The 12,928-nt window shown below is 72.4% G+C and carries 11 protein-coding genes; 1 reads left to right on the top strand and 10 read right to left on the bottom strand.

What is annotated here, in order from left to right; translation table 11 throughout:
* Positions 1-2 precede the first annotated feature (2 nt).
* The 9 genes from ACFV6X_RS31160 to ACFV6X_RS31120 form a co-directional block, all read right to left on the bottom strand.
* Entirely contained in the window at positions 3-1,769 is a 1,767-nt protein-coding gene (locus ACFV6X_RS31160) for a cation:proton antiporter (protein WP_385389260.1), read from the bottom strand.
* Positions 1,770-1,811: 42 nt separating this feature from the next.
* Positions 1,812-2,852, bottom strand: a complete 1,041-nt coding sequence (locus ACFV6X_RS31155; RefSeq protein WP_385389258.1) for a cytochrome d ubiquinol oxidase subunit II — start codon at positions 2,850-2,852, stop codon at positions 1,812-1,814.
* Complete coding sequence (locus ACFV6X_RS31150) at positions 2,849-4,333, bottom strand: cytochrome ubiquinol oxidase subunit I (RefSeq protein ID WP_385389256.1); 1,485 nt, start codon at positions 4,331-4,333, stop codon at positions 2,849-2,851. The genes ACFV6X_RS31155 and ACFV6X_RS31150 overlap by 4 nt, the downstream gene beginning before the upstream one ends.
* Positions 4,334-4,384: 51 nt before the next feature.
* A complete protein-coding gene (locus tag ACFV6X_RS31145; protein ID WP_385389318.1) occupies positions 4,385-5,194 on the bottom strand; it encodes an SDR family oxidoreductase in 810 nt (269 codons plus the stop codon).
* A gap of 196 nt (positions 5,195-5,390) precedes the next feature.
* Entirely contained in the window at positions 5,391-6,971 is a 1,581-nt protein-coding gene (locus tag ACFV6X_RS31140; protein WP_385389254.1) for a GMC oxidoreductase, read from the bottom strand.
* 126 nt (positions 6,972-7,097) lie between these two features.
* On the bottom strand, positions 7,098-8,024 hold the full coding sequence (locus tag ACFV6X_RS31135) for a cyclase family protein (RefSeq protein ID WP_385389252.1): 927 nt from the start codon (positions 8,022-8,024) through the stop codon (positions 7,098-7,100).
* Between the two features lie 436 nt (positions 8,025-8,460).
* Positions 8,461-9,843: a chloride channel protein gene (locus ACFV6X_RS31130; protein ID WP_385389249.1), complete on the bottom strand. Its 1,383-nt coding sequence runs from the start codon at positions 9,841-9,843 to the stop codon at positions 8,461-8,463.
* Positions 9,836-10,141: an SHOCT domain-containing protein gene (locus ACFV6X_RS31125; RefSeq protein ID WP_385389246.1), complete on the bottom strand. Its 306-nt coding sequence runs from the start codon at positions 10,139-10,141 to the stop codon at positions 9,836-9,838. Before ACFV6X_RS31125 ends, ACFV6X_RS31130 begins: the two co-directional genes overlap by 8 nt.
* A gap of 83 nt (positions 10,142-10,224) precedes the next feature.
* Positions 10,225-10,644 carry a DUF6325 family protein gene (locus ACFV6X_RS31120; protein WP_385389316.1) on the bottom strand — a complete coding sequence of 140 codons (420 nt, stop codon included), beginning with the start codon at positions 10,642-10,644 and terminating at the stop codon, positions 10,225-10,227.
* Between the two features lie 229 nt (positions 10,645-10,873).
* Here ACFV6X_RS31120 and ACFV6X_RS31115 point away from each other — a divergent pair, with 229 nt between their 5' ends.
* On the top strand, positions 10,874-11,905 hold the full coding sequence (locus ACFV6X_RS31115; protein WP_385389244.1) for an LLM class flavin-dependent oxidoreductase: 1,032 nt from the start codon (positions 10,874-10,876) through the stop codon (positions 11,903-11,905).
* A gap of 1 nt (position 11,906) precedes the next feature.
* Here the strand turns inward: ACFV6X_RS31115 and ACFV6X_RS31110 are convergent, their stop codons facing one another.
* A complete protein-coding gene (locus ACFV6X_RS31110) occupies positions 11,907-12,875 on the bottom strand; it encodes a TauD/TfdA dioxygenase family protein (protein ID WP_385389241.1) in 969 nt (322 codons plus the stop codon).
* Positions 12,876-12,928 lie beyond the last annotated feature (53 nt).

Genomic DNA, 12,928 nt, shown 5'->3' with positions numbered 1-12,928 from the left:
CTTCAGCCGGTGGGCGTCCGCGCGGGCCCCAGGAGCACCAGCGCGTCGCCCTCCCCGGCGTCGGCCGGCACGGCCCCGGTGACCGGTTCCAGCCGGCCGTCACGCCGGACGACGAACAAGGGCTCGTACCCCGGCGGGGGTGGCACCGTCGCGGACCGCACGTGGAACGCGGCACCCTGCTGGTGACGCGTCGTCAGGGCGTGACGGGGGAGCCGCGGCCCGAAGACGGTGTCGCCGGCGGTGTACGGGGCGACCACGCCCTCGCTGTCCGGGGGCGGGCCGACCCGGTGGACCGGGCCGTCGACAGCGTCCCGCATGACGACCGAGGCGAGCGCGTTGAAGTCGTCGTCGTCCGTGAGCAGGTAGACCGACGTGACCCCCTCCAGGCGGGTCTCCGGCTCGGTGGCCACGGCCATGAACTCCCCTGCGGCCAGTTCGATCCCCGCGTCCTTGATCCGGCCGCGCTCCTCGGCGGCCCCCGCCCACATCAGCACACCGACTCCGGCGGCGCGCAGCGACCGGGCCAGATCGACGGCCCAGGGGGCGCCGCCCACCAGCAGCGGCCGGGCGCGCGAGGGCCGCACGACGCCCAGCCGGGCGGCCATGGGACCGGCGGTCAGCGCGTAGAACACGACCGTGCCGACGATCACCAGGAACGTGATGGGGAGGATCCGGTCGGCACCACGCAGTCCCGCCGTGGTGAGGGAGGCGGAGAAGGTCGTCGCGGTGGAGGCGGCGACGATGCCACGCGGTGCCATCCACCCGACGAAGGCACGTTCACCGGTGGTGAGGTCCGTCCTCATGGTGGACAGCAGGGCGACCAGGGGCCGCACCACCAGGACGAGCACCGCGACGAGGGCGAGCGCCGGCAGCAGCACCGGGGCGAGGGACATCGGCGTCACCGTGGCCGAGATGGAGACGAACAGCAGACCGATGATCAGCTGCACGAGCGTCTCGAAGAACGGCCTGCGTGCGGGCATGTCGAAGCCGGGCACGTTCGCGACGACGAGGCCGGTCACGATCGCGGCGATCAGCCCGGTGTCGTCGTACGCGAGGTCGCAGCCCGCGGCCACGACGACCACGGTGGCGAACTGTGCGAGCGTGCCGAGCGTCTCACCGAGGCGGAGCAGCCGGAGGGTGAGCCAGAGCAGCACGGCGCCCGCCACTCCTCCCACGAGTCCGATGGCGATGCCGCCGAAGAACACGCCCACCCGGAAGTGACCGGTCTGCAGCCCGCCCGCGAGCAGGGAGTGGAAGACGACGGCGCCGAGGATGCCCCCGACGGGGTCGATGAGGGACCCCTCCCACAACAGCACGCGCCGCACCTTGTCCGAGGGGCGGACATGCTCCAGCAGGGGGCCGACGACGGTCGGTCCGGACACCACGAGGATCACGCCGACCATGCTGGCCGCGGCCGACGGCAGACCGAACAGGACCGGCCCGAGCCCGAGGACGGCCGCCCACGTGAGGAACGCGCCGCACAGCAGCAGCCGCAGGACGACGTTGCGCGTCGCGCCCTCGAGGCGGCGCAGGTCCAGCGCCAGCCCGGCGTCGTAGAGGATGAGCGCCACCGACAGCGACACCAGGGCGGAGAAGTCGTCCCCCACGAGCTGCTCGGGGTGGACGACGTCGGTGAGGGCCCCGGCGGCGAAGCCGACCGGCAGCAGCACGATCAGGGCCGGGATCCGCAGCCGGCTCGCGAGGATCTGGGATCCGACGGCCAGGGCCACGGTCAGGCCGAGGCCCAGCAGGATCTCGTCCTCCGTCACGGTGTTCCCGCCCCTCGGGACGCACTTGGCGGCACCGCGGGCTCAGCCCTCGTCACCGGCACCACCGCGCCGCAGGTCGGCGTCGGTGAGGCCCTCCAACTCCCCGCGGGTGTCCAGCCAGTACAGCAGGGCGACCGCCGGGAGGATGAGCACCACCGCGACGAGGGTGACGAGGCCCAGCCAGCGCAGTGAGGTGTGCGCGCCCGCGCCGTCGGCGACGGTCAGGGAGGTCGGGACGAGGTACGGGCGCTGCGCCGTCCCCCAGGCGAGGACGGCCGACGCGACCACACCGACCGCCGCGACCCGGGACCAGGCGCCGGAGGGACGGATCAGCAGCCAGGCGGTGAGGAGTGTGGCCAGCGCCGCCAGGACGACGAAGAAGAGCCCCACGCCGTGCGTGAGCCCGTGCCAGACGTAGGGCGCGTCCTGATGGGTGACCGCCAGGGTGATCACGGCGAGCACGGCGACGACGGCCAGGGCGCCCAGGGCCCGCCGGCGGAAGTAACCGTCCAGGTCGGGCGTCTCGAACCGCCGGGCGTCCGCGGCCAGGAACACCGCCCCGAGCAGGGCCGTGGTCGCCACGGCGAGCAGGCCGAAGAGCACGGAGGTGGGGTTGGACCAGGCGTCCGCCGACGCCGTCGTCCCGGCCGCCACCCGGCCCGACGCCACTCCCCCCGCCGCGGCGCCGAGGAAGAACGGCGTCATAAGGGAGGCGACGGCGAAGATCGCGCCGTACAGGCGCCGCCCGGCCAGTCGCCGGGCGGGCTTGCGCAGGGCGAAACCTGCGCCGCGCAGCACGGTGCCGACGGCGGCCAGCGCCAGCGGCAGCCACATCGCGGTGAACACCTGTTGGAAGAGGACGGGAAAGCCGGTCCACATGATGACCAGCACGAAGATCAGCCAGACGTTGTTGACCTCCCACACGGGGGCCATGGCGTGGTCGATCAGCCGGCGGGGGCGCTTGCCGCGCTCCGCTCCGCCCGCGGTCAGGTCCCAGAATCCCGCGCCGTAGTCGGTGCCCCCGGCGCAGGCGTAGGCGGCGACGGCGAGCAGCAGTACGACGGCGATGACACCGGCGATCACGGACGCTCTCCCGGCGACGTGGCGGTTCCGTCGCCGCCGGGCCCGGCGGCGCTCCCTGCCGGAATCGTGGAGCGCGGTCCGTAGGGGGTGTCCGTCTCCGGTGTCCGCGCCGACGCCCCTGTCCCGCCCGCCTCGTCCGAGAGCCGCCAGTGAGTGCGCATCCGGAGCAGCACCGCGAGGAACGAGGCGAAGATGAAGACGTAGACCACGACGACGAGGCCGAACATGATCCACAGGCTGGTGGAGCGCGTCGAGGTCACCGCTTCGGCGACCCGCATGTTCTCGTAGACGATCCACGGCTGGCGGCCCACCTCGGTGGTGATCCAGCCGCATTCCACGGCGACGACGGAGGCGACCCCGGCCACGGCGGCACCCCGGTAGAACCACGGCGAGGCGGGCAGCCTGCGGCGGCGCAGCCACACCAGGCCGTACCAGAGGGCGAGCAGCGCCAGCAGGGAGCCGATGCCGACCATGATGTCGAAGGCCCAGTGGGCGATGGTCGCCTGGGTGGGGTTCGGCCGCTGGTCGGCGGGGACGGAGGTCAGCCCGGTCACCCTGGTGTCCGGGCTGAACCCGGCGAGGATGGAGTCGAGTTGCGGGACCTTGATGCCGCCGGAGACGGTCCCGTCCGGATGCAGCCGGCCGAAGAGGTACTCGGGGACATGCGTGTCGGTCTTCCAGACGATCTCCATGGCGGCGAACTTCACCGGCTGCTTCTGGAACACCTGCCGGGCGATGGAGTCGCCCAGCACGAACTGCACCGGTGTGAACACCGCGGCGACCGTGAAGGGGATCGTGAAGCCGAGCCGGTGGTAGCGGTCACGGCGGCCGCGCAGCCAGCCGACCGCGTAGACGCCGGCCACGACGTAGCCGGCGGTCAGGAGCATCGCCACGACGAAGTGCCAGTACTGGGGGCCGAACATGGGCGTGAAGATCGCCTTCCAGATCCTCACGTCCACCGGGTTGCCCACCGCGTCGAGGGTGAAGCCCCGCGGGGTGTTCATCCAGGAGTTGGCGGCCAGGATCCCGAAGGCACCGAGCAGGGCCGCGGCCGGCAGGGGCAGCCCGAGCAGGAAGTGGGTGCGGGCGGGCAGCCGTCGCCAGCCGTACAGATAGATGGCGATGAGGACGGCCTCCAGGAAGAAGGCCCATGCCTCGACCCCGAATCCGATGCCGAAGACATCGCCCCACCGGCCCATCAGGCCCGGCCACAGCAGCCCGAACTCGAAGGACAGCACCGTGCCGGTGACGACACCGATCGCGAACTGCACGGCCATGACCGCCGACCACCGCCGCGCCAGCAACAGGGCGGTCGCGTCGCCGCGGCGCAGCCCGTAGCCGTGCATGATGAGCGTGATCAGCGGCAGCGCCACGCCCAGGGGCACCAGGATGATGTGGGAGGCGAGGGTGAAGGCCATCAGCGATCTGGCCGGGAGCAGTTGAGCGGGGGCGTCCGCCAGCAACTGGACCGTGTCGTGCATATGACTCCCTCAGTAGGGCCGGCCGGTGGCAGCCGAGGCGAGTGAGGTGAGTCAGCCGCCGGTCGCGAAGCCGGGGAAGAGAGTCATCCCGCCGTCCACGTAGAGGGTGGTGCCCACCACGTAGTCCATGAGGTCGGAGGCGAGGCCGACGGCCACGTGGGCGATGTCGTCGGGCTCGCCGATGCGCTCGTAGGGGATCAGCTTCAGGAGATCCGTCTGGGCGTCGGGGGTCTCCCAGGCGCTGCGGTTGATGGGGGTCTTGATGGCTCCGGGGGCGATCGCGTTCACCCTGATCTTCTTCGGCGCGAGTTCCTGGGCCAGCGTCTCCATCATCATCTGCACGCCGCCCTTGGACGCGGCGTAGTTGACGTGTCCGGCCCACGGGATGATCTGGTGCACGGAGCTCATGCAGATGATCTTGCCCGCGGCGCGCGACACCTCGGGGACGACCCCGCGCCGCACGAACTCCTTGACCGCCTCGCGCGCGCAGAGGAACTGCCCGGTGAGGTTGACGTCCAGGACCTTCTGCCACTGGGCGAGCGTCATCTCGGTGAAGGGGGCGTCGCGCTGCATGCCGGCGTTGGCGACCAGGATGTCGATGGTGCCGAACTCCTCGACCATCCGGTTCGTCATGGCGACGACCTGGTCCTCGTCGGAGACGTCCGCCTGGTAGGCGGCCGCCCGCACGCCGAAGGAGGCGATCTCCTCGACCACCTTGTCCGCCTCCTCGGGGCCGGCCACGTAGTTCACCACCACGTCGGCGCCGGCCCGGCCGAGGGCGACGGCGGTGGCCTTGCCGATGCCGGAGTTGGCGCCCGTGACCAGAGCCTTCTGGCCCCTGAGCAGTTGTGCGGGGATCATGCCCTGGGGTGCGCCCTCGGGGGAACTCACGATGACTGTCTCCTCGGCTGGTGGCCCGGACCGGCCGGGCCACCGGGCCCGGACGTTCAGCGGCACACAATCACCGGGGCCGGGCGGCGGAACGCCGGGCACGTGCCCGTTGCGCCGACCGGCGGAGGATCTTCACCCGGGCGGAACGCCGCGCCGGCGGGGGCTCTCAGCTCAGGCGCTCCACCAGGTGGTCGCCCACGCGCAGGGCGTTCGCGATGGCGGTGAGGGACGGGTTGACCGCCCCGATGCTCGGGAAGAAGCTGGTGTCGACGACGTACAGGTTGTCCACGTCGTGGGCCTTGCAGTCGACGTCCAGGGCGGAGCTCGCCGGGTGGGTGCCGAAGCGCACCGTGCCCGCCTGGTGGGCGGTGGCGCCGATGGGCATGCCCTTGTGCAGGTAGATGCTGTGCGACAGCAGTTGGTGCTCGTGCATGCCGAGGCGACCGAGCATCTGCTGGAGTTTGTGCCGCAGGCGCGCCAGGCCGGCGGTGTTGTTGTGCTCGTCGAGCGTGAGCCGGATGCGGCCGTCGCCGTCGAGGGTGATCCGGTTGCCGGGCTGCGGCAGGTCCTCGCCGCACAGCCAGAAGTCGACGGCGTGATGGGCCAGGACCTCGAAGGGCATGTCCGGCGCCACCGCGCCGGCCCAGCGGGGTGCCTCGCCGTGGATCTGCTCGGCGTCCGACTTGCCGAGCATCTGGATGCCGCCGAGCGGGTACTCCCAGTCGTCCGCGCCCAGGTACCAGTCGTGCAGGGCGAGGGTCTTCTGGAACTGGGTCTCGTTCGGCTCCTTCGAAACGGCCATCAGGGCGAGGTTGTTGTGCCGCATGTAGTGCCGGCCGACCACGTCCGAGCTGTTCGCCAAGCCGTTCGGGTGCGCCTCGCTCGCCGAAGCCAGCAGCAGGGCGGCGGAGTTGACCGCGCCGCAGGCGACGACCACGACATCCGCCGAGAAGCGGGCCTCCTCCTCGCCCTCGAACCGCACGACGGCCGCTGTGACGTTGCGTCCGGTCGGGTCGGTCTCCAGCCGCGTCACCCGCGCATTGGTGATCATCTCGACATTGGGCTGCAGCAGGGCGGGCTCCACACAGATCACCTGGGCGTCCGACTTGGCCCGCACCAGGCAGGGGAATCCGTCGACCCGGTTGCAGCGGATGCAGGCGCTGGTGTGCGTGGGCCGGCCGCCGTCGCCCTGGGTCAGGTCGACCCCGATGGGCAGGTGGAAGGGGTGCAGTCCCTGCTTCTCCAGGTCGTCGCTCAACTGCTGGATACGCGGCTCGTGTTCGACCGGCGGATGGGCGTACTGAGCGCTGCACCGCCCCTCCCAGGGGTCCTCGCCGTGCCGGCCGTGCACACGGTAGAGGTGCTCCGCCTGCGTGTAGTATGGCTCCAGGTCCTCGTAGCGGATCGGCCACGCGGGAGAGACGCCGTCGTGGTGGCGCAGATCCCCGAAGTCCTCGGGGCGCAACCGGAACAGTGCCGCGCCGTAGAACTTGGTGTTGCCGCCGACGTAGTAGTTCACCTCGGGCGGGAACTCGTTGCCGTGTCGGTCGAGCCAGAACTCCGGGGCCCGGTACTTGCCCTTGACGAACACGGCCGTCGAGTCCCAGTTGTCGCGTTCGCGCGGCAGGTAGTCGCCGCGTTCGAGGATGAGGACGCGCTTACCCGAAGGGGCGACCCGGTGGGCGAGCGTGCCGCCGCCCGCACCGCTGCCGATGACGATGACGTCGTAGTGGGGGAAGTCGCCCATGGCGGCCCCCTTTCCTGCTTTCGCGCTCTCCGGCGGCTGCCGGAACGCTGCGGCCCTGGCCCCTTTTCGAACGTACGCGCCCTGCGGTGATGCGGCACTTCGGGGCCGGGCGCGGGCGCGGCAGGCTCACAGGACGGCGATCGGGTTCACCGGGGAGCCGGTGGCCGCCGGCAGCCGCAGCGGAGCCGCCACGCACAGGAAGTGCCATCGGGACAGCCGTTCACACTCCGCCGCCAGTTCCTCGAGGTCCAGGTAGTCGAGGAGATGCACCCCCATGGCGTGCACGGCGAGGACATGCATCGGGAACTCGATCCCGGCCACCGCGCTGGGTGCCGTGTCGTTGTTGCCGTCCGAACCGAGGACGGCCACGCGTCGCTCGGCCAGGAAGCGCGCCGTCCCGGGGTGCAGGCCCGCCCGTGCCCGTGCCGCGTCCCAGGCGCCGAGACCGCGGCGTCGGAGACGGTGCCCGACGCGCACGAACAGCAGGTCGCCCGCGCCGACCGTGACGTCCTGCGCCGCCTCGGCCGCCACGAGGTCGTCGGTGGTCACCTGGTCGCCGGGCTCCAGCCACCGCACCCCGCGCAGCCGCGGGACGTCCAGCAGGACGCCACGGCCGGTGATGCCGTCGGCCGCCAGGTCCACCGTGAGCGCGCCGGCGCCCTCCGGCGTGACGGTCGAGGCCGGGACACCGCCATAGAGCGTGCCGTCGAACATGACGTGACAGAGCGCGTCCAGGTGGCTGTCCGCGTCCCCGTGCACGTTCATGGCGAACCGGTCGCGGGCGAACGCGAGGCCGGCCGAGGGGCGTTCCTCACCGGCGGCCGGTGCGGTCATCCGGTGCGACGCCGGTTCCGCGTCGTCCGGGCCGGGACGTGTCTCGACGGGGGCGGCCAGCGACACGGCGCGTCCGTGGCGGACGTCCTGGGCGGCGGCCACCACATCGGCCGGTGTGATCCGGCTCAGCGCGCCGCGCCGACGGTCCGCCTCGTCCAGGTCTTCCGCCGCGAGCTCGCGCACGCTGCGGTACAGCGAGCGGAAGGCCGCCTCGGACATGCGCTGCGGCGCCTCGGAGCGCGGCGCACCCGAAGGCGGCGGTGCGGGAGGCGGCGGTGCGGGGGGCGGGCTCATGGCGACCGACGACCTGAAAGGGCGGCGTGGCCCAGCCCGTCGGGACGCCACACCGGGCGCCGCCGTGACATGGGTCGTACGTCCGGCCCGCGTGCGTCTGCCCCTGCGGGCAGACCGGTTGCCCGCACCACCGGCACACCGACTCCCCGCACCACCGGCACACCGACTCCCCGCACGACCCGCACACCGACTCCCCGCACCACCGGCACACCGACTCCCCGCACCACCGGCACACCGACTCCCCGCACGACCCGCACACCGACTCCCCGCGCCACCGGCACACCGACTTCCCGCACCACCGGCACACCGACTCCCCGCACCACCGGGGCCGGTCGTTCCCCGGGAGCTCGCCGGGCGGCTGTCACGTCGCCCCCTTCCGGCCCACCGCCGGTGGCACAGGGCGCCCGGCCGGCAGCAACTGGACCGTCACGAAGGCCACGACGGACGCGATGATCACCACGGGGATCACCTCCTCGCTGCGCAGTACCAGGACCACCAGCACCACGCTGCTGACCGGCAGCTGCAGCATGGCCGCCGCCGCGGCCGCCATGCCCGCCGCCATGCCGGGCGCGACTCCCAGTCCGGGCAGCGGTGCCACCAGCACGCCCACCGCGGCACCGAAGAACAGCGCGGGAAAGATGGGACCGCCGCGCAGGCTGCCGAGACACAGCCCGTACGCCACTCCCTTGCACAGGAGCACGGCGACCAGGGCTCCGACGCCCCAGGAATGCGGTTCCTCGGCCATCCGGGCCAGCAAGGCCTGGCCGGACGACGCCACGTCCGCGGGACTCCGCCCGACGGCCAGTGTGTACACCGCGGCACACGCCCCGGCGGCGAGGGCGCAGATCACCGTGCCGGTGATCGGCCGCCCCGAGACGAGTCCCGCCGCCCGCCGCCCGGTGGCCCGAACCCTGTGAAGTGCGACGGCGATACCGACGGCCATCACCACGGACCAGAGCACGTCCCCCGCATCGAGGCGGGGGATCGGAACGCCCAAGGTCAGTGAGAGGTTTCCCGTGGAAAGTCCGGTCCAGCGGCCGAATCCGGTGAAGACGAGGGCCCCGATCCCGCTGGACAGAAGTGCCGGCAGCATGACCGCGAACAGCTGGGGGCCACCCACTCCGGCCATCTCGATGAGGATCACGGCGGCGGCGAGCGGATTTCCGAAGATCGCGGCCAGCGCCGCAGCGGCACCGGCCGCGCCGAGGAGCGCCGAGCCCTGCGGTGTCTTCAGCGACCGCATCAGTTCCGCGAGCAGCAGTGCGAGGCCGCCGCCGAGTGCGATCAGCGGAGCTTCCGGGCCCAGTGTGGCGCCGAGCGGCAGGCTGACCACGGCCGCGAGGATCACCCCCGGCAGGGCGGCGGGAGTCGTCCCCTTGGCGTTCAGGCCCGCGGCGGGGATGTGGCCGCCGGCGCCCGGCAGGTGCTTGACGACGAGCCCGACGGCGACGCCGGCGACCGCGAGCAGGGGCAGGGGCCACCACCAGGGAGGAATGCCCCAGCCCAGCCGCGCCGGCAGTTCCGCCCACATCAGGTGCTCCAGCTCATGGAGCGCGGCGAGGAACCAGAACGCGGCGAGGGAGACCGGGACACCGAGGAGCGCCGAGAGGAGGAGGGCCTTCTGATAAGCCGGGGTGCGCAGCAGATCACGTAGCCGCTCCGCCTCGTCCGGCTGGGTACCGGCGGGGGCCGCGGTGGCGGGAGCCGGATCCCGCGCGGCTGCTCGCCCCTCCGGCTCAGGCAAGGACCCGGCGCTTCTGGGCGTCGAACTCCTCCTCGGTGAGCACTCCCTGGGCCTTGAGGTCGGCGAGCTGCTTCAGTTGGTCGATCTTGCCGGTCATGTCGGCGGCGGCAGGCTCGGGCGCGGCGGCAAGGGGTGGTGCGGCGGCAGGAGGTGCGGCCGGCTGCTGATACGCGGGTTGTGGCTGGCTGCCCTGTTCGGCCCACCGGCCCGCCTGCCGCCGCGAGACGCGGTTGGACACCGCGGTGGCGGTACCCGCGACCACGGCGGTGCGGGCCACGCCACGAAGAAGTCCTGGCATGCTCACTCATCTCCCATGCGGTCGGTACGAAGTGCGGCGAGGTGCCGGCGGAGGTCCGGCTCACCGGAGGGCCAGGGGTCCGCTCAGGGCGCCGCCGACTCGGTCGCGTCCAGCGACGCCACCAGCGCGTCCACGGAGATGCGCCCGCTCGCCACCAGTTGGGCCCCGCCGCGCCGCAACGCGCGGGCCATCGGCGCGGCCCACACGTTCTCGTACACGAGGATCGCCGCGGAGTTGCCGGCGTCCAGCGCGGCACCGGCGTCGTCCAGGTCGCCTTGGTCCAGCAGCCCGGAGGAGGCCCCCTCGAACACCGTCAGATCGAGCTCGTCCCCGACCTCACGCAACTCGACGACGCCCACCGACCCGTCGGCGTCCTTGCGCACGAAGACCAGGTCGATGATCCGGATGATGCCGCGCTCCACCAGATCGACGAGCAACGGGAACCCCTCACCCGTCATACGGTTGCCGGGGAACTCGATGATCAGATAGTCGATCGGCCCCATTTCCTCGATGTCCTGGTTCACGGCCACTCCTCGGAGACGGATACGGGCCCGGCCGACGCCTCCTTCGACGCCGGGCGCCCGGGCGCGGCCGGGAGGTGGCACCTCCCGTCATTGCAACACCCGATCAAGGGCCCCGCACTTCCACGCCTGCCCCGGGCGGGGAACACCGCAGGCCGCCTTCCTGTTGGCACCGCTGCAGAACAGGTTCGACAGACCACGGAGGAACCGGGTGCCGCCGACATCACGACCGCTGCGCAAGCTGGGTTTCCTCACGATCGGGCTGTTCGACGAGGCGGACCCGCGCCGGGGCCACGAGTCCACGCTCCAGCTGATCGAGCTGGGCGAGCGGCTGGGCTTCGACAGCGCCTGGCTGCGCCACCGCCATCTGCAGTACGGCATCTCCTCACCCGTCGCCGTCCTGGCGGCCGCCACGCAACGCACCCACCGCATCGAACTCGGCACCGCCGTCACCCCGCTCGGCTGGGAGAACCCGCTGCGGCTCGCCGAGGACCTGGCCACCGTCGACATCCTGTCCGGGGGCCGGCTCAACCCGGGCGTCAGCGTCGGCCCGCCGATGCACTACGACCAGGTCAAGGACGCGCTCTACCCGGACACGGCGGACGCCGAGGACTTCGGCTACGGGCGGGTGGAGCGGCTGCTGGACTTCGTCCGGGGCGTACCGGCCACCGGCTTCAGCGGGGTCGAGGGCATCGAGGTGTTCAGCGACCGGGTGCAGCCCCACTCGCCGGGGCTGGACCGGCGCATGTGGTACGGCGGCGCCGGCCTCCGGTCCGCCCGGTGGGCCGGTGAGCACGGCATGAACCTGCTGACCAGCAGCGTCGTCAAGGCCGAGGGCGGCGAGGACGAGCCCGTGGACTTCGCCGAGATCCAGCTCTCCCACATCCGGGCCTTCCGCGCCGCCCACCCCGACGGCGAGGCCGCCCGCGTCTCCCAGGGGCTCGTCGTCATCCCCACCGACTCCGCGTCACCACAGCAGCGCGCCAAGTACGAGGAGTACGCCGCCGGGCGCCTGGCCCGTACGGCGTCCCCGCAGGGCCCGGCGCGGCTGCTGTTCGCGCCGGACCTGGTCGGCACGTCCGAGGAACTCGCCGAACGCCTCGCCGCGCACGCCGCGTTCCGGGAGGTGGACGAGGTGGCGTTCGCGCTGCCGTTCAGCTTCGCGCACGAGGACTACGAGCAGATCCTCACCGACGTGGCGACGAAGCTGGCCCCGGCGCTGGGGCGGCGGCCGGGCGCCTGACTCACCAGCGTCCCGGCTCGGTGCCGGTGATCGGCTCCGAGGGCTTGCCGTCCACGCCGACGGGGACGTCACCGGCGAGCATCACCCGGTGCATGATCCGGGGGTGATCGAGGTGGGCGTTGTCGCTGGGCGCCAGATGGATGGTGGCGCGGTTGTCCCAGAAGGCCACGCTGCCCGGCTCCCAGCGGAAGCGGACCGTGTACTCGGGGCGGACGGCCTGTTCCAGCAGCATCTCCAGCAGCAGCCGGCTCTCGGGGCGGGAGACGTCGGTGATCTGCTCGACGTAGTAGCCGTTGACGTACAGCACCCGCTCACCGGTCTCGGGGTGGACACGCACCAGTGGATGCCGTGAGGCGACCTGACGGTCCAGCAGGTGGCGCAGGTAGGCGTCGTCGCCGGGCCGGGGCTGGTAGCCGACGCCGAGCCGGTGCTCGGCCCGCAGCCCGTCCACGAAGTGCCGCACCGGCGCGGACAGTCCGGCGTACGCCGCCGCCAGGTTCGACCAGGTCGTGTCGCCGCCGTACGGCGGGACGGTCTCGGCGCGCAGGATCGTCGCGGCCGGCGGGTCGATCCGGGCGCCGTGGTCGCAGTGCCAGCCGCGCAGCAGGGTGTGGCGGCGGCGCTGGAGCCACTCCTCGTGCTCCATGCCGAACCGGCCGCCCAGCTCCAGCCGGTCGGCGGTCGTCTCGATCTCCGGGAAGCCAGCCGGTGAGGCGCTGCCCCGCCGCCCCAGGACCACCGGCTCGCCGAACCGCCGTGCGAACGCCACATGCGCGGCGTGGTCCAGGCGCTGCCCCCGGAAGAACACCACCTTCCAACGCAGCACCGCCTCGCGAATAGCGGCCACCTGGGCGTCGTCCAGCTCGCCGGCCAGGTCGACACCGGTGATCTCGGCTCCGATGTACCCCGCGACGGGGTTCACCTCGACTCCCGCGGCCCGCTTCCCCGCCATGGCCCTGTCCGTCGTCATGCGCACTCCGTTGGTCGTCCGGCCGGCTCCGTCGAAGAGCGTGACAGCGATCA

The sequence above is a fragment of the Streptomyces sp. NPDC059861 genome (assembly GCF_042731435.1).
Lineage (GTDB): Bacteria > Actinomycetota > Actinomycetes > Streptomycetales > Streptomycetaceae > Streptomyces.
Note: the sequence above shows the minus strand (reverse complement) of the source record. Positions and strands in the feature narration are given on the sequence as shown.